General features: G+C 32.4%; 18 protein-coding genes and 2 tRNA genes. 5 read left to right on the forward strand and 15 right to left on the reverse strand.

What is annotated here, in order from left to right:
- Positions 1-164 precede the first annotated feature (164 nt).
- From NQQ59_RS17260 to NQQ59_RS17300, 9 genes are all read right to left on the reverse strand, one after another.
- Positions 165-1208: a Gfo/Idh/MocA family oxidoreductase gene (locus NQQ59_RS17260; RefSeq protein WP_144216127.1), complete on the reverse strand. Its 1044-nt coding sequence runs from the start codon at positions 1206-1208 to the stop codon at positions 165-167.
- Between the two features lie 104 nt (positions 1209-1312).
- A complete protein-coding gene (locus tag NQQ59_RS17265; RefSeq protein WP_144216129.1) occupies positions 1313-2383 on the reverse strand; it encodes an NADH:flavin oxidoreductase/NADH oxidase in 1071 nt (356 codons plus the stop codon).
- A 502-nt stretch (positions 2384-2885) separates the two neighbouring features.
- Positions 2886-3518 (reverse strand): ATP-binding cassette domain-containing protein, encoded by a 633-nt coding sequence (locus NQQ59_RS17270; protein ID WP_144216131.1) that lies wholly within the window; start codon positions 3516-3518, stop codon positions 2886-2888.
- The gene (locus tag NQQ59_RS17275) at positions 3499-4413 is read right to left on the reverse strand and encodes a hypothetical protein (RefSeq protein WP_144216133.1); all 915 of its coding nucleotides are present in this window, start codon (positions 4411-4413) and stop codon (positions 3499-3501) included. Before NQQ59_RS17275 ends, NQQ59_RS17270 begins: the two co-directional genes overlap by 20 nt.
- A 113-nt stretch (positions 4414-4526) precedes the next feature.
- Positions 4527-6677: a peptidase domain-containing ABC transporter gene (locus tag NQQ59_RS17280; protein WP_144216135.1), complete on the reverse strand. Its 2151-nt coding sequence runs from the start codon at positions 6675-6677 to the stop codon at positions 4527-4529.
- Complete coding sequence (locus tag NQQ59_RS17285) at positions 6677-7696, reverse strand: HlyD family secretion protein (RefSeq protein ID WP_257698402.1); 1020 nt, start codon at positions 7694-7696, stop codon at positions 6677-6679. The genes NQQ59_RS17280 and NQQ59_RS17285 overlap by 1 nt, the downstream gene beginning before the upstream one ends.
- Positions 7697-8350: 654 nt before the next feature.
- Entirely contained in the window at positions 8351-8482 is a 132-nt protein-coding gene (locus NQQ59_RS17290) for a class IIb bacteriocin, lactobin A/cerein 7B family (RefSeq protein WP_186296598.1), read from the reverse strand.
- A 61-nt stretch (positions 8483-8543) separates the two neighbouring features.
- Entirely contained in the window at positions 8544-8684 is a 141-nt protein-coding gene (locus tag NQQ59_RS17295; RefSeq protein ID WP_144216141.1) for a class IIb bacteriocin, lactobin A/cerein 7B family, read from the reverse strand.
- A gap of 66 nt (positions 8685-8750) precedes the next feature.
- Positions 8751-9071, reverse strand: a complete 321-nt coding sequence (locus NQQ59_RS17300; protein WP_144216143.1) for a hypothetical protein — start codon at positions 9069-9071, stop codon at positions 8751-8753.
- A gap of 318 nt (positions 9072-9389) precedes the next feature.
- Here NQQ59_RS17300 and rseP point away from each other — a divergent pair, with 318 nt between their 5' ends.
- The 3 genes from rseP (at position 9390) to NQQ59_RS17315 (ending at position 11004) form a co-directional block, all read left to right on the forward strand.
- Complete coding sequence (gene rseP / locus NQQ59_RS17305; protein WP_144216145.1) at positions 9390-10733, forward strand: RIP metalloprotease RseP; 1344 nt, start codon at positions 9390-9392, stop codon at positions 10731-10733.
- Positions 10734-10817: 84 nt separating this feature from the next.
- Positions 10818-10891, forward strand: a tRNA-Asn gene (locus NQQ59_RS17310).
- 39 nt (positions 10892-10930) lie between these two features.
- Positions 10931-11004 (forward strand) — tRNA-Asn (locus NQQ59_RS17315).
- Between the two features lie 378 nt (positions 11005-11382).
- Here NQQ59_RS17315 and NQQ59_RS17320 read toward each other — a convergent pair.
- Together NQQ59_RS17320 and NQQ59_RS17325 are read right to left on the reverse strand one after the other, a co-directional pair.
- A complete protein-coding gene (locus NQQ59_RS17320; RefSeq protein WP_144216147.1) occupies positions 11383-12048 on the reverse strand; it encodes a hypothetical protein in 666 nt (221 codons plus the stop codon).
- Between the two features lie 263 nt (positions 12049-12311).
- Positions 12312-13508, reverse strand: coding sequence for a C1 family peptidase (locus NQQ59_RS17325; RefSeq protein ID WP_144216149.1), 1197 nt, complete (start codon positions 13506-13508; stop codon positions 12312-12314).
- A gap of 232 nt (positions 13509-13740) precedes the next feature.
- Here NQQ59_RS17325 and NQQ59_RS17330 point away from each other — a divergent pair, with 232 nt between their 5' ends.
- Together NQQ59_RS17330 and NQQ59_RS17335 are read left to right on the forward strand one after the other, a co-directional pair.
- The gene (locus tag NQQ59_RS17330) at positions 13741-14538 is read left to right on the forward strand and encodes an AraC family transcriptional regulator (RefSeq protein WP_144216151.1); all 798 of its coding nucleotides are present in this window, start codon (positions 13741-13743) and stop codon (positions 14536-14538) included.
- 78 nt (positions 14539-14616) lie between these two features.
- Positions 14617-15480 carry a CPBP family intramembrane glutamic endopeptidase gene (locus NQQ59_RS17335; RefSeq protein ID WP_144216153.1) on the forward strand — a complete coding sequence of 288 codons (864 nt, stop codon included), beginning with the start codon at positions 14617-14619 and terminating at the stop codon, positions 15478-15480.
- 103 nt (positions 15481-15583) lie between these two features.
- Here the strand turns inward: NQQ59_RS17335 and NQQ59_RS17340 are convergent, their stop codons facing one another.
- From NQQ59_RS17340 to NQQ59_RS17355, 4 genes are all read right to left on the reverse strand, one after another.
- Positions 15584-16735, reverse strand: coding sequence for a BamA/TamA family outer membrane protein (locus tag NQQ59_RS17340; protein WP_144216155.1), 1152 nt, complete (start codon positions 16733-16735; stop codon positions 15584-15586).
- Positions 16736-16785: 50 nt separating this feature from the next.
- Entirely contained in the window at positions 16786-17751 is a 966-nt protein-coding gene (locus NQQ59_RS17345) for a SphA family protein (RefSeq protein ID WP_144216157.1), read from the reverse strand.
- Positions 17752-17826: 75 nt separating this feature from the next.
- The gene (locus NQQ59_RS17350) at positions 17827-19002 is read right to left on the reverse strand and encodes a helix-turn-helix domain-containing protein (protein ID WP_144216159.1); all 1176 of its coding nucleotides are present in this window, start codon (positions 19000-19002) and stop codon (positions 17827-17829) included.
- 121 nt (positions 19003-19123) lie between these two features.
- Positions 19124-19702: a DUF4136 domain-containing protein gene (locus NQQ59_RS17355; protein ID WP_144216161.1), complete on the reverse strand. Its 579-nt coding sequence runs from the start codon at positions 19700-19702 to the stop codon at positions 19124-19126.
- Positions 19703-19992: the final 290 nt, after the last annotated feature.

Consider the following 19992-nt stretch of genomic DNA (forward strand, 5'->3'; position numbering starts at 1 on the left):
AATTTTTAGGCTTTCGTAGAATCACCTGCTTCATTTTTTTATTGAAACAAAAAAGGGACTATCTCAAAGTCAAGAGCGTCCCTTTTTTTATGGATTTCTTTGTTCCGTAGGAATGTTGATATCTCAGATTGCTTAAATCAGACATTCCTACGGAATGATACTTCTTATGATATGATGATCACTTTTTGCTGTGCGTTACTTGCAATTGCCGCTTCTATAATCTGCATGACTTTTACCCCTTCATCTGCTGTAACAGGTTCTTTGGTATGGTTTGCAATCGAATCGTAAACGCCGTCGAAGAAACTGAAATAATTTCCCTGAAGCGTTGGGATTTTTTCTCTAACAATTTTACCATCAATTTCGGTATGTAGAAGTCCTTGTAACGCTTCATCTTCTGTTCCCCAAGAATCTAGATTTGGTTTCTTACCTACTTTCAAATCATCTTCCTGAACATCACCACGAGGTTTTAGGAAAGAACCTTTTTTGCCATGAACCACATACGCTGGATTGGCTTCTCTCACAAAAAATCCTGCTTTTAAACGGACTCTGAAATTCGAATAAAACAAAGTTAAATCGATCCAATCGTCTACAACAGAATTTTCTCTGGTTACACGAATGTCTCCAAAAACTGATTTTGGACACCCGAATAAGCTTACTGCCTGATCGATAATATGCGGACCTAAATCTTTTAAAACTCCTGCTCCATCGTTTGCCGTTTCTTTATGCACCTTTGGACTCAATAATGGATTGTATCTGTCAAAATGAAATTCAGCTTCGACTAAATCACCCAAAACGCCTTCGTCTATAACCTTCTTAACGGTTTTAAAATCACTATCCCATCTTCTGTTTTGAAAAACGGCTAGTTTCACTCCTTTGTCTTTTGCGATCTTTGCCAACTCTTTTGCTTCGGCAACTGTTGTGGTAAAAGCCTTTTCTACAACTGCATGTTTTCCTGCCAAAAGTACTTTTTTAGCATATTCGTAATGCGTTCCAACTGGAGTGTTTACAATCACTAAATCGACATCATCGTTTAATAATTCGTCTAGCGAAGCGTAACTCTTTACGTATGGATAATCTTCCTGAATTAATTTTTTGCTTCTTTCCCAAGAACCTAATAATTCAAATCCTTCATGAATGTCTAAAAACGGAGCGTGAAAAACTTTCCCCGACATTCCGTATGATAATAATGCTGTTTTTATCTTTTGCATTGGTATAGTTTTTTTGTTTGCCACGAATTGCACAAATTTCCACGAATTAAAATTTTTATATGTATTGATTTGTGTTAATTCGTGCAATTCGTGGCAAAAACATTTTAAAGTTTAGCTCTTTCGTATTGTTTTGGCCATTGAATATCGTCGTTTAGTTCTTTGGCGAAATCTAAAGGCAAGTTCGGATTTCTCAATGATTCTCTGGCGAATAAAATTAAATCGGCTTGGTTATTATTTAGAATTTCTTCTGCTTGTTGGGCTTCTGTAATTAATCCGACTGCGCCTGTTGCGATGTTCGCTTCTTGTTTTACTTTTTCTGCAAAAGGAACCTGATAACCTGGACCTAATGTGATTTTTTGATGTGAAACCAATCCGCCTGACGAAACATCGATTAAATCTACTCCTTTTTCTTTTAATATTTTAGAAAGCTGAACAGATTCTTCTGGATTCCATCCGTTTTCTGCCCAATCTGTTGCTGAGATTCTAACGATTAAAGGAAGATCCGAAGGCCATTCTGTTTGAACGGCTTCTACAATTTCTAAGGTAAAACGAATTCTATTTTCGAAACTTCCTCCATATTCATCGGTTCTAACATTCGTTAAAGGCGACAAAAATTGATGTAATAAATAACCATGAGCGGCATGAATTTCTAAAACCTGATATCCTGCTTCAACTACTCTTTTGGTAGCCGATTTAAAATCGGAAATCACTTTTTGAATTCCGTTTTTGTCTAAAGCTTCTGGCAGAAATGGTTCGCCTTCATGATACGGAATCGCACTTGGTGCAACGGTCTGCCATCCGCCTTGAGCGAAATCTAATTTTTTATTTCCCAACCAAGGAGAAGAAACACTGGCTTTTCTTCCGGCATGAGCCAATTGAATTCCTGGAATCGAATTTTGAGAAACAATAAAGGCGTTGATTTGTTTTAATTTTTCGATATGCTCATCTTTCCAGATTCCAAGATCTGAAGGAGAAATTCTGGCTTCTGGAGAAACCGCAGTGGCTTCCTGAATAATCAATCCTGCACCACCAGTAGCGCGACTTCCTAAATGAACGAGATGCCAATCGTTTGCAAATCCGTCAATTGCAGAATACTGGCACATGGGCGAGATAGCAATTCTATTTTTTAATGTGATTTTTTTTATGGTGAGAGGAGAAAATAATTTCGTTGCCATATGTTGTAACTTTTAGTGTTTTGTACTGTCTTAAAATGACAATATTTTTTAGAAAAGTAAAGTTACGGCATCTTGGTAAATAGAGAAATCGAAATGTTTATTAATTAACAAACATTTAAATTAAAAGCTGCTTATTCTCTTGATTTAAATAAAGGAAAATTATTTCATCTATTTTTTACTACTCAGATTTTTAACAGCAATCGCATAGACGGCTAAGGTTAACATTAACCCATTAGAAACTCCAATTAAAAAAGAACAAATATGATTTTCAGGATATCTTCTTACTATTAAAACAAGTATCAATAGCAATAACAAAACAAAAAATGGAATAATCTTTTTTTTCATAACAGAATTACTTTTATTTATATAACAACAAAATCAATCTTTTGTTAGAATAAAATTAGTGTCTAATTCTTAAACAAGAATCTTCAATAAGTTTTAAATCTATCAGAATAAGATATTTCCCTTAATACAAATAAATCACAACTTGTTTTTTGAAGTACTAACTAAAAAGCCTTTTCTCTATTTCTAAAAACTCATTCCTTTCAAATTCACTTACCTTTTTATCCTTCAACAGAAAAATACTATCACAATCTTTATAAAGGATTTCCAAAATATGAGACGAAATTAAAACAATACTGGTTTTCGAAAGTTCCCGAATGTAGTTCATTAACAAATAGTTCGATTCTAAATCTAATCCATTAAAAGGTTCATCTAAAATATAGATTAAAAAGTCTTTCTGAAAAACGGCATTCAGGTAGGTTTTCTTTTTCATTCCTGTAGAAAATTCACGAATTAACTGGTTTTCCGGAACTTCAAAAATTTCATTAAAAACAAACGTCTTCAGATCTAATAAATGGGCATAAAAATCGTAAAACTCATTAGCAGTAAGTTCGTCATAAATTGGAGGTTCGGTTGGAACCCAGCCAGCATTTTGCAACAGTAACTTTTCATCATTTAGAAAAGAATTCCCTTTATAACCCTCAAGTCCTAAAATACATTTAAAAAGCGTTGTTTTTCCGTGACCATTTTTACCAATAACACCATAAATTCCAGGCTTTTCAATATGGATTTCAATATCTTCTAATATCAATTTACTGCCGTATTTCTTTTGATCAATTTGAATCTTCAGCATATTTAATGGCATTTAAGTTTTTAATTGCTTTTTTGTACATAAAAGGTAATGCTAATAATGGAGCTCCAAACAAATAAAAGAGTGATGAAACAAAGATTGTAAAAACGATTTGATGAATTAAAGGATTATCGAAATACATATATTTCAAAATGACATTCAGAACTGGCGGAATAAAAACAATGCCTAATAAAAATAGTTTTCCCCATTGCTGAAAACAACACATTATTATGAAAATTGGAATTACAATGCAAAATGTATTCAAGACTGCATTCTTTAACTGAAACAATAAGTATTTTTCAGCTCTAAACGGATTTCGCTTTATTTCTTCCGTTTTTTCTGTTTCAAAAGAAGGCACACAACCTATTGCTGCGAGGACCAGCATTACAAAGTAAATAAGATTATCGTTTTTGTATTCTGTAGCAATATAGATCAAGATCGCTAAAAATGGAAAAACATAAATCAACTTATATTTTCTAAAAGAAATATGCCAATAGACATTAAACAAATGGAAAGGATAACGAATTGTTTTAAAATTAGATTTTGGAAGATTTATCAAAAGGATATTAAAAATCAAAACTCCTGCAATGAGTAAATACTTTTCTTTGAACAATAAAACCAAATGAAAGGGCAGTGAATAAATAAGATATTCAAAGAGCAAAATCAGTTTGTAGTTTCTATTCAATCGCAAGATTTCGATATCTGTCCTTTGCAAACGGTACCCTGCAACATCAAGAAAAAAGAGTAAAATATAATTTTGGAAATACTCGTAATTTTTATAAACCAAAAATGCAGTCACCAAATACATTAGTATAATTAAAAATATAGCAATACTATCTCCTTTGGAAACTAACTTTCTAAAACGAACCTTAAACAGATATTGCAGAATTGTAATCAATATTTTTTGGCAAAAGAGTTGTTATAGTATGTTTGTAACATAATTAGTCAATACGTTACTAATAAAAATAAGCTTTATTTAATTAGTAAATAAAATATACCTTTTTGTTGCTGTTAAACCAAACTTTGTTTACTCCACAAATTATAATATTCTGCTTTTTGTTCTAATAAAGCAAAATGATTTCCTGATTCTACAATTGCTCCATTTTTCATTACCAAAATTGTATCGGCATTTGCTATTGTACTCAAACGATGAGCTATAACTATAATCGTTCTTCCTTGTAATTTAAAATCATCTATGACTTCTTTTACTATTTTTTCAGAATTAGTATCTAACGAAGCAGTAGCTTCATCCATTAATAAAATTTCAGGATTTTTATAAAGTGCTCTCGCAATTGCAATTCTTTGTTTTTGTCCTCCTGATAGCATTGCTCCATTTTCACCAATTTGAGTTTCAAAACCATTTGGCAATTTTTCAACAAACTCATAAATCCCGAGCTGTTTTGAAAGTTCTAAAATTCTTTGAATATTAGGAAAAGACTCTCCTAAAGCAATATTTTCTATAATATTCCCAGAAAACAAATTAAGCTGCTGGGGAATAACCCCAACTACTTCTCTTAAACTCTTATAATGAACAAACTGAAGATCAAAATCTCCTATATTAATTTTACCTTCTTTTATTGGATAAAGGTTTTGCAATAATGAAATTAAAGTAGTTTTTCCGCTTCCGCTTTCTCCTACAATAGCTGTTGTTTGATTTTTCTTGAATACAGCATTAAAATTCTTAAAAACTTCAACTCGAGATCCATATCGAAAAGAAACATTTTCAAATTTTATGTCTCGTAAATTTTCTTTAGTCAACGCTATCTTATTTTCCGTTTCTTCTCTTTCTAAATCCATGATTTCAAAAAGTCTGTCTGCAGCAATTAATGCATTTTGAGCTGTTTTGTTCATGTTTATTAAAGAAGCTACGGGTGAAGTAAAATATCCTATAAGAGCATAAAATGAAAACAACTCTCCTGGTGTAATTGTCCTTTCTATCACATAACCCGCTCCAACCCACATTAAAACAACTGTAAATATAGATGCCAAAAATTGTGTTGAAGAACTCGCAAAAATTGTGTTCAAACCTGACTTATAAGTTGTAAACAAAAGCTTTACAAACTTATTTTCTGTTTTCAGGTTTGAGAATTCCTCAATTCCAAATTCTTTTACTGTTCTTACATGAGTAATACTTTCAACCAATTGTGTTTGCAGTTCTGCTGCATTCTCCATAATGTTTCGTTCTACTTTTTTATTGAATTTATTCAGAGTAAAATAAATCAAAGCATAAAACGGAATGACAAGGAGAATTATCAAAGCGAGTTTCCAATAATACGTGAACATTAGGGCAAATGAAAAAAACACAATAAAAACATTTACAATCATTTCAATTGCAACTTCATTAATAAAAGAGCGAATTTTTACTGCATCATTTATTCTTGATATAATTTCACCGATCTGCATGGTATCAAAAAAACGCTGAGGAAGATGCAGTAAATGTTTATAGTAGCCCAAAATTAATTTAGCATCTATCAGCTGTCCAGTTTTCATCACAAAAATGCTCTTTTGAGAGCCAATATAAACTTGTAATAAAATAATGGTAACCATCGTAATACTTAATAAATTGAGCAAGTTTTTATTGCCATCTACCAAAACGTAATCAGTTATTTTTTGTATGTATATTGACATTGCCAAACCTAAAACAGTATATAAAATTGCTCCTATTAAAGCCTGAATTAGTATTGTTTTATGTGGTTGAATTAAACTCCAAAATCGTTTAACGGCTGATGTTTTTTCGTTTACCGTTTTAAAATCTTCATTTGGCGCAAAAAGAATTAAAACTCCAGACCATGTTTTTTGAAATTCCTCCAAATTATAAACTTCCATTTTACCAAAACCTGGGGCCATCACTGTGATTTTAGTTTTTTCAACTTTGTAAATAACTACGTAATGATGTAATTGCTCTTTGGTTATAATATGCGCAATTGCTGGAAGCGGAATTTTATTTAAAGAATCTAAACCGCCTTTGACTCCTTTGGCAGTAAAGCCCATCTTTTCTGCGGCTTCAATTATTCCTAAAACATTGGTACCTCGCTTATCTGTATGGGCAAACTGACGAATTCTCGCTATAGGAAGATTAACTTTGAAATGATTCCCGATAGAAACCAGACAAGCAGCACCACAATCTTTAATATCATGCTGTTTAATTTTTATTGAAGCCATTATTTCATTTGTTTTGGATTTAGCCAATTATCTACTTTGTCAAATAACAAATCAAATAAGCTTCTGCGTGTTATGATGTATCTTGTAGTTAAAGTCATTCCTTTTGAAACATCTGTTTTGTAACCAGATTTTAGTTTTAAAGTCTTAGAATCTAAAGAACAGCGAACTTTAAAAAAATTCTGTTCACCTTGAATTGTAATGTTTTGATCAATATCAATCACTTTTCCTTGCAATAATCCCCATTGATTGTAATTGAAGGCATCTAACTGAAACTTTACTTTTTGATTTTTCTTAATCACCCCAATATCGTTTGGAGAAACAATATTTTCTACAATAAGATGATCTGATGAAGAAATTGTTGCGATTGGTTGGGATGCGTTTACAAAAGAACCTTTTTGAATACCTGAAAAACTTTCGATTGTTCCAGAAATTGGCGCTAAAACGACATAATTATTAGATTCAACATTTATTTTCAAAACTGTTCCGTTTAGGTTTTTCAATTGATCTTCTAAATCTCTTTTCTGATTTTCCCATGTTGCCCTCTGCTGGCTTACAAAACTTTGTAGTGCTTGTTTTGCTGCTAGTAATTCATGTTCAATTTTTTCAAATTCAGCTTTAGCAATAATATCTTTTTCAAACAATATTTTATTTCGGTCAAAGTTTATTTGTGCTCGAGAAATTTTGCTCTGTAATTCGTTTTTACCTGATTGAAATTTGAGTAAATCTTCACGTGCAACGGTTGTCAATAAGCTAGAAGTCTTGTTTAACAAAAGATTTGAAATATCTTTTAGTAAAACAGAAGTTGAAGCTGATAATTTACCTTGTGTCATTTTATCGCTTTCCAGATTTTCTGTAGCAATTTTCAAAAGTGTATCTCCTTTTATTACAAAAGCATTATTTCTTAATGCTATTGTGGTAATTCTGCCACTTACCATTGCCGAAATGGGAACATTATCTGTTTTACTGCGAATAACGCCACGGCTTTGACTGCTGATATCAACTTTAATAACTGGTAACAACGTTAGAAACGTAAGAACAACCAAAAGAATTATCAGGTAAATTGAGAAACTCTTTGTTTTATTTTTTGAGATGAGATTTTCGAGAGTGTTAATAGGGTCTGAAGTGAAATTCATTTTATAAATAGATAGAATATTCTCTTCCAATTAGTAAATCAAGGAAGAGAATATCAAAACAAAATAATTTTGGATTTAAAATGATACTGGAATATTTATAATAATTCAATCATTTTTTTAATGCTACTTTTTCAATATTAATCATAAAAAAGACTACTCCTAGTGTCTCTAAAATGCCTAATGAAAACGAATAAAAATGATTTTCGGGGTATTTTCGCAAAATTATTAAAATGGCAATATACACTACACCTACAAGAAATAGAAATGCTTTTTTCATGGTTTTTCCTTTAATAAACAAATTATTAAACATGATAAATATTTAATAAGATTAATGTGTAAAATAAAAAAATGCTTCTCCAACAATTCTACCAATAAAGTATAACAGAAAAATCGAAATTAAAAACACATAAACCATAGTTAAAAATAAATTGTCTTTTGTTCCTAGAAAAATTTTATATACGAAATTATTCTTCATTGAAAATAAATTTTTTATTATTTAAAAAAAACCAAACCTAAATAAATAGGTCTGGTTTTAAAATATTAGTGAGTTGCATAATACAATGCTTCCCCACAAGCTCGTCCAGCTCCATAGATAGCTCCACAGATAGCTATACCTCCTAATATCATTGGCAAGAATCCGCCTTCAACCTCTTGAACCTCTTCTTGAGTCAATTCAACTACTTCACATTTAACTATTTCCATAATTTAAAATTTTCAACATTAATTAGCAACATTAATTAGCTGCCGCATTATATCCATTATATACTCCAAGTGCAAAAACTGCTAAGGCATAAAACAATGGCCCAAATCCACCTTCCACTTCTTCTGATTCCTGAACATTAAGCTCAACTAAATTCAATTCTTCTAAATTCATAACTTTAAAAATTTAAATGGTTAATTAATAAATCCAACAAAATTCATTTTCTCGAGAACTATTTTGTTAGAGCAAACTTATTATAGTTCCGTCCAATAAGCTTGGACGGAAATAAGAACCTCCAAAAATTTCTCTTGTTTCATCATCTTTAATTATTTTGAGAGAATAATTAAAAATTAATTCAAAAGGACTTGTATAGTAAAAGCTCTCTCTTTTTTTACAATATTTCACAGGTGCATCCAACTCTTTTATTACTTCCAACTCATTATAAAGCTGGCTTCTGCTAACAGATAATTTTCTAGCAAACACTTCTGGAGTTCCTGTTTTTTCAGAAATAATCAATTTGTGCATTTTTATAATCCTTTTAATTTGTCTCATAAAGTTCATGACATGAAGTTTAAAAATTAATAATCATTTGATGGTTTTCATTTTCTTTTTTACTATTTAATAATTGTCATGTTTTTGTGGAATTATGAAATTAAAATGGAAATATTAAATAAATAATCTCAATATGTTTTAAATGTATCAGAATAAGACATTGTAACATTATGATGCTATGAAGTACTAATAGTTAAGGACAGAAAATTTGTTTAAAAAACTAATATAATTATTAACAAACATTTAAAAGCTTAAACACTATCTTGCGCCTTGAATTAAAATAGAAAACGCTACTTTTGTGCGTTAAATACGAATTAAAAATAAAAAATGGATATAGTTATCAAACTCTCTCAATTTCTATTGAGTTTATCTTTACTTATTATTCTTCATGAATTAGGGCATTTTATCCCTGCAAAATTATTTAAAACAAGAGTCGAAAAATTTTATTTGTTTTTTGATGTTAAATACTCTCTTTTCAAAAAGAAAATCGGAGAAACAGAATACGGTATTGGATGGTTGCCACTTGGAGGTTATGTGAAAATCTCTGGAATGATTGACGAAAGTATGGACAAAGAGCAGATGGCTCAAGAGCCTCAACCTTGGGAGTTTCGTACTAAACCGGCTTGGCAACGTTTGATTATTATGCTTGGTGGTGTTACCGTAAACTTTATCCTGGCTTTTATTATCTATATAGGAATGGCATTTGCCTACGGAGATACTTATATTGCAAACGCTGACTTAAAAGACGGTGTTCTGATTGAAAATCCGGTTATGATTAAGGCTGGTTTTCAAACGGGTGACAAAATTATTTCTATTGATGGTAAAGCTGTAGAAAATTTTGACAAAGACATGAATATAAATATCATCATGGCGAAAGAAGTTTTGGTTGAAAGAAACGGACAACAGCAAACACTAAAAATGCCAACTGATTTTATAGACCAGCTTTCTAAAACGGAAAAAGGGCTTCTAGTTGATATTCGTAGACCTTTTGCAATTAGTCAGATTGCAGAAGATTCTCCAAACCAAAATTTAAAACCAAAAGATTTGATTCTTTCTCTTAATGGACAAAAAATTAAATATTTTGATGAAGCAAAAGCAGTTTTAGAAGTAAATAAAGGAAAAACGATTCCAGCAGTTGTTTTGCGTGATCTAAAAGAAACGCCTCTTACTTTAAAAGTTACTAACGAAGGTAAACTTGGTGTTGTTTCTGGCGGTTTAGACATGAAATCATTAGAGAAACTAGGATACTATAAAATCAGTACAAAAGAATATGGTTTCTTCGAATCTATTCCGGTTGGTCTTCAAAAAGGAAAAGATCAGTTAGTAAGCTACGGAAAACAATTGAAAATGATTTTTAATCCAGAAACTAAAGCGTATAAACAAGTTGGTGGTTTTGCTGCGATTTTCAATATTTTTCCTACTTCTTGGAGCTGGGAAGTTTTCTGGTCCATCACCGCTTTATTGTCAATTATGCTTGGAGTTATGAATTTATTGCCAATTCCGGCACTTGATGGTGGTCACGTAATGTTTTTATTGTATGAAATAATTTCTGGTAAAAAACCAAGCGATAAATTCTTAGAGAATGCGCAAATAGTTGGTTTTGTATTACTTATTTCACTACTACTGTTTGCTAACGGTAACGACATTTATAAGGCGATTGTAGGCAAGTAAAAAAAAGTGAAAAAAAAGAGTGAAAATGTTGTTTAGAAACAAAAAATAGTTTTATATTTGCACTCGCTAAAAAGAGCAACAACTTCCTCCTTAGCTCAGTTGGTTAGAGCATCTGACTGTTAATCAGAGGGTCCTTGGTTCGAGCCCAAGAGGGGGAGCAACTTTTTTTTAGCAAACATATTTACCTTTAAGGTGATTCCTCCTTAGCTCAGTTGGTTAGAGCATCTGACTGTTAATCAGAGGGTCCTTGGTTCGAGCCCAAGAGGGGGAGCTTAAAAAAAAGACGATCAAAATTGATCGTCTTTTTTTTTGGAAAAATTCCAAATCTGAAAATTCCAAATTCCATATTTAGGTACGAATTATTTAACCGCAAATTCCCCAATCTTGTCATTTCGACCGAAGAGAGAAATCACACTCGTATATCCGCACAGATTGTAAATGTACTTTATGGAGTTTCTTGTGTGATTTCTCTCTTCGGTCGAAATGACAAAAATAATCTTTACAACCTTAGAGACTTGCTCAGCATTGCGTCCCAATGGTTGAAACCATTGGAAATGTTCTAAAATAGAAACGCAAAGTTCGCAAAGCCTTAAAATAAAACTTTGCGAACTTTGCGCTTTTCTTTGTGTCTTTGCGGTTAAAAAAAAATCTATTTCACAACCAAAGTCTCACTTTTAAACCTTTTCATTAAAATTTCAGCCTTGTCTATTTGATTAATAGATTTCAAAGACTGTGCATATCTATAATAATAAATCACATCAGGATCTTTGACCAAATTGAACAATTGCTCATAATAACCTGCTGCAGTATTTAAGTTTCCTTCGAAGTAAAGTCGGTCTGCTACTTTTTGGAGCATTTCGGGGGTTTTATAGCCCTTTTCCAGTACTTTTTGATATGTATTTGTCACATCAACTTTAACGTAGTTTTCAGGCTCATTTTGAGCCGTAATATTCTCTTTGGCGGGCTCGGCAGAAACTGTCGCACTTTCGACCGAAACTTCGGGTTGGGTTATGCTTGCTGTTTTTTGCTTTCGCTTTACATATCTTGGAATTATTGTTCTTGTATTATTAGGCCCTAAATCGTTGGTGTAGATCATATCTAATTTTGTGACCTCGTACGTCGTTATTCTTCCTCCAAAAAGTTTGTTGATTCTTTCTTCTACGTAATAGGATTTAATCACGTAATCTTTGTTGGAAGCCAGATTATCGGTTAAGATGACCGTTTTTCCTTTTTCTGAAGAAGTCGAAAGCTGAGCAAAACAGTTGAGAGACAACAGTACGAGGAATGCGCTTAAAAACACTTTGAGGTCTTTCATAAATAGTTTAATAAAATTAATGGTTTGGTTAAAATTTTATTAAATATATCGCATTCAAACTGTTACACTTTTAAAATCTCTGTATATAACTTGAAAAAACGTTAAAATACCTTTTTTCTGTTAAGCCTTCCTGATTCGGGAAAAAGCTTCCTTTTTTAACTGTATGTTTTTAATGTATATTAAACTAACAGACGGCATCAGATAAAAAAAGCGCCGTAATCTTTGATTACGGCGCTTTCTATTTCTTTAAAACTCTAAGGTTATTAAACCCCTAATTTCTTAGCAATCTCAGCAGGAATTCCTCCTTTGTTTACTAGTAATGCAGTAGTTTTATATTTTACGAAGTTCTTAGTTACAAACAAGAAACCTTTGTAATCGTTTGTTTCTCCCCAAGAATTTTTTACGATATAATATTCTTTTCCAGTTTGGTCTTTTGCTAAACCAATAATGTGCATCCCGTGGTCGTCTGTAGTTGTGTAGTTATCAAACGCTGCTTGACGCATTTCTGGAGTAATTTCTGGTTCTGCTTTTGGTCCGTTAAACATGTCTGCTTTTTCTTCAGCCGTCATATCGTCGAATTTTTTAGTAGATACATACGCTACACCATTTTTCCAGCTGAAAGTTTTCTCACTAACATCTGTTGCCCAAGCTACTGTATATCCTTTTTTCAAAGCATTGTCGATAACATCTGTCATATCGTTCAATTTTACGTTGTAAACTTGATCTAATGACCAGTTGTCTGGCACCATCATCGTTGTTTTTTGGTAGTAAGGCGTGTCTGTAAAAGAAGACATTTCTACATACTCATCTGGATTAATTCCTACTACTTCTTTAGCAAAAGATTGAGGTGTGTAGTTTTTTCCTTTGTATGTAAAGTTTTCTGGTGCTTTTCCTAAATAAGAATCAATAACTGCCGTGTATGCTTTTTTCCAGTTTGGAGTTAATTCTCCGTTCGGGTTTTTAACAACTGCTGCCAAAACTCCTTCGATAAGAGCAGCCATTTCAGCAAATTTGTTTTTGTCTGTTCCGTAGTTTAAACCTGTATAAACTTCTCTTGGCACAGTTCCGTATTTTCTATACATATTAATTACATCGTGCAAAGCTCCACCATCACCTAAAGTAATTGCTCCGTGCATACGAACATAGTTTACACCTTTGTCAACATACACGTTTCTTGCAGAATAAATCTGAGACAACTCAACTGGCTGTTTTCCTAAACGAATCATTTCTGACTCTAAGAATGAGTTGGTTGAGTAACTCCAGCAAGTTCCAGATGATCCCTGAGATTTTACTGATGTTGTTCCTAAATTAATTACTTCTGTAAATTTGAAGTTCTCTTTACTTTTGTCGCTTGCGTTTAGTTTAAGTGAATTTACTAAAATGTCCTGCGCAAAACAGCCTGCTGTTCCAGCTAAAAATACTGAAGCTGCAAACACTGATTTGAATGAAAATGTATTCATAAGTTATGTTTAAGATTTAACAAAATTAGTCACTAATGTTTCTAATTTGTTACAAAACAATTAATTTTTTTGTAATTTATTGCTATTGTGCGGTTAATTTTTTCACAATCTTTTTATTAAGGTGTAAAAGATTACAAATTATGTAAAAGTATTGGTCATTTGCAATGCGACAATAAAGCTATTTAAATAAGCAGTAACTTGGTACCAGCTATTCCAAAAATGCCAACTCGAAATGTACGAACTTGAAAAAGAAAAATATTTAGGCAGTACCAAAAATATCTTTAATACAAATCAGGGAATTTCGATTGTTGAAACCGAATATCAAAATAAAGTTTACGAAGGATGGCATTCGCACAATAATGCACATATTACGCTTTTCCTAAAAGGAGGCACTACAGAGAAACGGAAAAACTTTAATGAAAACATTGGCCCAGGTTCTTTACTTTTTTATCATAGTGATGAACTGCATTTGAACCAAAATACACTTTTCCCATCCCGAAATATTAATCTCGAAATTGAAGAAGATTTACTGAAAGAGCTTCAACTTAATGAAGCTATGATTGAAAAATCGATTCAAAACAGCATGTTTACTAAATTTTTAATGCTGAAGATTTTTAAAGAAACACAAAGTGCTGATGTTTTTTCTAACGATAACATCAAAATGCTCTTCGCTCAGCTTTCTCAAAACAATAACTATTTAGAACGGTACGAAAAAAGTCCGTTTTGGGTAAAAAGTCTTCATGAATTATTAAATGATTGTTGGAATGAAAATCCGAATCTCAACGATCTTGCAGAAGTTTTACATTTAAATCCGATTACAATTTCAAAACATTTTCCGAAATATTTCGGATGCACTTTAGGCGAATACATGCGTAGAATAAAAATTAATCGTTCGCTTTCGCTAATACATTCCAGCTCCGAAAACCTAACTGAAATAGCAATGCAATGCGGTTTTTCAGACCAAAGTCATTTTATTAGGACTTTTAAAAATCAAACTGGTTTTTTACCTAAGCAGTTTCAAAAATTATAAAGGAGGCAAATTTCATTCTATTTTTTGATTTTGATGTGCGATACTTTTGCTTCATCTTAAATCATTAAACACTACCAAATGGAAACGCTTACCTTAAAACAGAAAACATTTAATTCTCCTGTAACCAAAATAATTCTTGCCTTACTTATTTTTATGTTCGTTGTTGTTATCGGGCAACAAATTGCTTCAAAATTACTTGCCTTAACGCCACTCGATAAAGACATTAGAAGTCTTTTAAAAGGGCTTTTTGTTTCGACAGCTTGTATTTTAAGCTACATTTTCTTCTTTAAAAAATATGACAAAAGAGGCATTACAGAATTTGCTGCAAAAGGTTTTCTGAGTAATATTATGATCGGAATCGCAATTGGTTTTGTCTTACAAGCGCTTACTATTTTTGTAATTTACCTTAACGGAAATTACAGCGTTATTGTGGTAAATCCGATTAGATTAATCTTAATTCCGTTTGCACTTATGTTTACGGTTGCGATTATCGAAGAAGTTTTGGTACGTGGTATTGTGTTCCGAATTATCGAAGAAAAATTAGGAAGTTATATTTCCCTGCTAATTTCATCTGTAATTTTTGGAGGTTTACATTTAATAAATCCGCATAGTGGTTTCCTTTCTTTATTGTGTATTACTATGGCAGGGCTTTTATTTGGTGTGGGTTTTATGTACAGTCGTAACTTATGGCTTCCGATTGCGATACATTTTGCATGGAACTTTACTCAATCTGGTATTTTTGGAGCCATTACATCTGGAAACGAAAAAACAAACAGCTTGTTAGAAGCTAAAATACAAGGTCCAGAATTAATTACCGGAGGAGCATTTGGCCCAGAAGGAAGTATTCAAGCGGTTGTTTTCTGTACTTTAGGCACTATATTAATATTGGTTCTATGCCATAAGAAAAACAAAATCGTTGCACCTTATTGGAAAAGAAAATAGCACCAATCAACTTTGTCAAAGTTTTAAACTTTGACAAAGTTCTCTCAAAACTGAGACTGAAAACCGAGACTGAGACTGGAAACTAAAAACTGAGACTAAAAAACTACCTCATCCAATTACTTCCAAAAACGATATAATACGCCCAATCTTCATTTCCTCTGGCAACATCAACTCCCATTCTGAGTTTAAATTTTCTGGCCATTAAATATCTAAAACCGGTTCCGTAACTGTAAACTACAGGTTTTGCAAAAGCTTTATCCCAATCGTTAAAGGCGCTTGCCAAACCGCCAAAGCCCATTACACTCCATCTCTTGTAAACATCCCATCTCAATTCGGCTTCGGTAACAATACTGGTTTTTCCCTGATAACGTGCCGCTGGAATTCCTCTTAAATTGATTCCAGGTCTTAAATAAAAAGGCGGACTCCCAAACGCCTGCTCTCCTTCTACCCTTAGTCCGCCAATTAATGTTTTAGCTAATGGATAATATCCGATTGCTGATAAATTAACGCGCCAGGCATCGTAGTCGCTTCCTATTGCGTTATCTGACCAAAAGAAATCCGATTGGATTCTAATTCCTTTATCTGGTGTAAATATATTGTCGCGGCCATCAAACTGAATGGCTCCTCCTAACTGACTCACAGTACTTTTTATATCTCCCGGTTTTACAAATGGTGGTGGAAGATTAAAATCGGGTAGGTTTATTTTTGAATTTAAAAACAGATATTGTGGCCCAGCGCTCCATTTTGCATTTCGAAACTGTTTTAACCATTGGGTATAAAAAATGGTGGATCTAAAATTGAGTTTAAATTCCTGATCAGGTAAATTCGGTAGATTATTTTCGTAGAAAGACAAATTCACATCGCCATAACCTGCGGCTACACGATACAATATTCTGGGTTTTATCAAAGTTGATGAACGAAATGCACCCGCCATCCAGCTTTTGTTTCCGGTATACATTCCGATTCCGCCCGTTATATCGGGATTTATAAAACGTTTTTTACCATTTTCATCTACTACCGGCGCATGTTTTTTTAGGAAGATCGGAACCAAAGCTCCTCCGATATTTCCTAAAGCCGGTTCGGTAATAATAGTTGGCACAACGATAAAACCATGTGCATAAATAATATAATCACTTAAATCGAAAGCGCCGTCCAAGGAATCCTTTACACTGATATGGTATTTCTGCGCACTTAAAATATTAAATGACAAAAGGGCTAAAAGCAAGAATAAGATATTTGTTTTTCTGTTTTTCATAAGAATCCGAATCTTTAGTTACCATTAAAATCTACCTTATTCCAAAAACATTATTTTTTCTTTAAACTAAAAACATGTGCCAAAGTGATGAAAAAAGTATTTCCCTGAAATCTATTGACCGCTCCAAATTCTGAAACCCATCTAAAACCAACTTGGGTCATACATCCAATATGAAGGTAATTCACCTCAGCACCAAGAGCTGCAACATGGTCTTTATCTGGCTCGACTATAAAATTGCCAACAGGAATTTTATCATCTGAAACTTTATATTGCAAATAATAAATGAGTCCGGCATTTACTATTGCTTTTGGAGCTGTTTTTTCGGCATTCATACAATAAAATGTTTTCCCTAAACCGCCTTCAATACTAAAAATATCACCCGTTTTTATGTCGGTATCTTTTTTCTTTCCGTTAATTTCATATGCCGCTAAAGCAGAAAAATGAAACGTTTTCTTATCATTAAAAAACAAGGTTGTTCCTGCTGAAATTTCATTCATAAACATTCCCAATCCACTGTTTTCGCTACCGCCTAATTCATACTTTCCGGTTGGAATGTACATTTGATAACTGAAAACAAAATCGGCCCTTTTATTATGCCAACCTAATTGAAGAGGTTGCAGAAACATATCGGTAAATGCAAAACTGCTTTTAGAATCAATATAACTTCCTTGGATCGTATTTGAAGCGCCTGCCAACAAAATGGATGCTCCGTAATTGGCTCCCAAAATTTTGAAATCGCTTACATAAGATGCTCCTGCACCTGTTATAAACATGGTTAAATCGGGATTGCCAACATTATCTCCGTCGCCGTTTCTTAAACAATTTGCGGTGTAGATATATGCCGGAACATATACGCTTAATGTGTTTTCTGGAGCTTGAGTTCCTGACTGAAGTCCCATGGCACCAAGAATATGTCCGCCTTTTAATTGTGCGTTGCTGTAAAATGAAATCAATGCAAACAGAACTACTAAAATTGATTGTCCTATTTTTTTCGAATTAGTATTTTTTGCTTTCATGCTGAAATGTTTTAAAATGAATTAAGACTTTACAACTAAGGCGAATAACTAAATTTTACGGAGAAGAGATAATATTTATTTAAAATAATAAGCACTTGTTCGATCCGGATTGATTCGAATCGTTTTGAAGTATTCTGAAGGAGATTTTCCGGTATGTTTTATAAAAGCTCTAAAACAGGTTGTACGAGATTTAAAACCAGAACCCCACGCCATTCCTTCTAGAGACAAATCTTTCCATTCGGGATCGTTTATTTTGTCTTTAAAATATTCTATTCTTTTAAGATTAATATAATCCTGAAAATGGAGTCCGAATTCAGAATTTATTAAGTTAGATAATAAATGAACTGAAATTCCAGTTTCGTCTGAAAGGTCTCGAATTACAAAATCTTTCTTGAGAAAAAGCTTTTGGGAATTTAAAACATAATCTAATTTTAAAAGATAGTCTTCCTTTTTTTCGCTCGTTAACTCATTTGTTACGGGAAGATTAGTTTTAATTTCTTTTGATTTTATTGAAATTGTATTATCGATTACAAAATCAAATGTTTCTTCTTCGTCATGAAAAATCTGAGGCCTGAAATAAAGCCAGCCAACAGTAAAAAACAAAACCGATGAGATTAAGAAATAACAGGATATATCGACAACGTCTATTTTTCTCAGAAGAAAATGATATACAAAAAGTGCCGAAAATAAAAACAGAATCATAAGGTTATAAACTCTAATCCAATTGATTACTTTACTTCTATGAAATTGGTTTCCTTTGAATTTTTTCAAATCATAGTTTAAAATCAACATGGTTTGAAAGAATACATAAAAAAGCCAAATCGTTAGGGTTAAAATAGAAAACGGATTTTTGATGATTGAACCTATATAATCAACAATTTTTAAATTGGTAAAACTTCCTATATATACAAAAAGTGTCAGAGCAAAATAGATTCCAAAAGGGATAAAATGTATCCAGTCGTATTTTTTGTTTTTATTGTCTGGTGACAAAATATTTCTAACATACAAGAAAGAACATGGCGCTGCTAAAAAAATAAACGATTTTGTAATAGTAAATAAATCTGGGAATTCTTTAAATATATTGGCCGACAGATAAAAATTATAAATACTCACTACAGCAAGGCTCAATAAAAACATTCCTAAAAAGAAACTTTTTGAATAGTTTTTTCTAGAAAAAAGAACCATAAACGAAGTAGCAAGACCTGCAATCGTTGCAATAAAAAAGAAAAGTGAAAGTAGTATATCGATCATTTTTTTAAGCTTAAATTAGTTCATTATTATTCTTAAAAATAGAGTGCGAAAAAGGGCTTCAATGCAAAGCATTGTACCTGTCTAAATGTAGACAAGTACAAAAGCTTCATCATTAACTAAATTATTTTTTAGCCAAACCTGGAGGAAAACCTGCCAGAATTTTTTTGATAGAACTGTTGATAAATTCCTCAGGATTATCTGGTTTACTGTCGATTTCGGCATTTCCAATTCCCTGCCAAAGTAGTTTTTGCGTTTTGGTTGATACAATATCAATGACCAATGAACCGTCTACATAATCGTAACTATTGAATGTTGTATTGGCGCCGCCCATCATGGCTCCGCCACCCCAATATCCATAAGGACGATACATTCCTCCGTATCCATAAAAATCTGTATTAGCACTTACAGACGTTTTATTTTTTAAGATTGATACGGCATTTACTTTTAAATCCGGATTGTCTGATTCAGTAAATCCTTTAGCTAGCATTTCGTTTCGAATAGCTTTTGTTACACGGTCGACATTTAACTGATTAACCTGACCCTGCTGCGCTTTTAAGTCATAAACCGCGAAGGTTTTGTATTCGCCAAAATTGGCAGAATGGTCGTAATCTGTTGTGACTTTTACAGTTGGAGAGCAGCTGTAAATTAAACCCACTAACAACAATGGGATGATACGAAGATTTGTTCTTTTAATATTCATGTTGTAGTATTTAAATTAATAATTAAATCAGTTTAACTCGAATCTATTAAAATCTAAAAAATCTTGGATGAAGAGGGCAGAGAATATTAAATAGTAATTTCTAAAACACAAACGATTACTAAACAGGCAGTTAGAACACTTTCAAAGATAAATTATTTTATTTAATTAACGCGATTAAATAAATAAAATCTTACTTCTTTTTACCTTCTCTTCATATTAATTTAAAGATTTGAAAATTATTTACCTCGTACGACTACGTCACCATCCTATTCGTTTTGAAATAGATTGAT

It is taken from the genome of Flavobacterium panacis (assembly GCF_024649945.1).
Lineage (GTDB): Bacteria > Bacteroidota > Bacteroidia > Flavobacteriales > Flavobacteriaceae > Flavobacterium > Flavobacterium panacis.

Bases quoted from the DNA above. Each gene is read 5' to 3' on its own strand.
- NQQ59_RS17260 (WP_144216127.1), bottom strand. From the start codon at position 1,208: ATGCAAAAGATAAAAACAGCATTATTATCATACGGAATGTCGGGGAAA.
- NQQ59_RS17265 (WP_144216129.1), bottom strand. From the start codon at position 2,383: ATGGCAACGAAATTATTTTCTCCTCTCACCATAAAAAAAATCACATTA.
- NQQ59_RS17270 (WP_144216131.1), bottom strand. From the start codon at position 3,518: ATGCTGAAGATTCAAATTGATCAAAAGAAATACGGCAGTAAATTGATA.
- NQQ59_RS17280 (WP_144216135.1), bottom strand. From the start codon at position 6,677: ATGGCTTCAATAAAAATTAAACAGCATGATATTAAAGATTGTGGTGCT.
- NQQ59_RS17295 (WP_144216141.1), bottom strand. From the start codon at position 8,684: ATGAATTTAGAAGAATTGAATTTAGTTGAGCTTAATGTTCAGGAATCA.
- NQQ59_RS17300 (WP_144216143.1), bottom strand. From the start codon at position 9,071: ATGAACTTTATGAGACAAATTAAAAGGATTATAAAAATGCACAAATTG.
- rseP (WP_144216145.1), top strand. From the start codon at position 9,390: ATGGATATAGTTATCAAACTCTCTCAATTTCTATTGAGTTTATCTTTA.
- NQQ59_RS17320 (WP_144216147.1), bottom strand. From the start codon at position 12,048: ATGAAAGACCTCAAAGTGTTTTTAAGCGCATTCCTCGTACTGTTGTCT.
- NQQ59_RS17325 (WP_144216149.1), bottom strand. From the start codon at position 13,508: ATGAATACATTTTCATTCAAATCAGTGTTTGCAGCTTCAGTATTTTTA.
- NQQ59_RS17330 (WP_144216151.1), top strand. From the start codon at position 13,741: ATGTACGAACTTGAAAAAGAAAAATATTTAGGCAGTACCAAAAATATC.
- NQQ59_RS17335 (WP_144216153.1), top strand. From the start codon at position 14,617: ATGGAAACGCTTACCTTAAAACAGAAAACATTTAATTCTCCTGTAACC.
- NQQ59_RS17340 (WP_144216155.1), bottom strand. From the start codon at position 16,735: ATGAAAAACAGAAAAACAAATATCTTATTCTTGCTTTTAGCCCTTTTG.
- NQQ59_RS17345 (WP_144216157.1), bottom strand. From the start codon at position 17,751: ATGAAAGCAAAAAATACTAATTCGAAAAAAATAGGACAATCAATTTTA.
- NQQ59_RS17350 (WP_144216159.1), bottom strand. From the start codon at position 19,002: ATGATCGATATACTACTTTCACTTTTCTTTTTTATTGCAACGATTGCA.
- NQQ59_RS17355 (WP_144216161.1), bottom strand. From the start codon at position 19,702: ATGAATATTAAAAGAACAAATCTTCGTATCATCCCATTGTTGTTAGTG.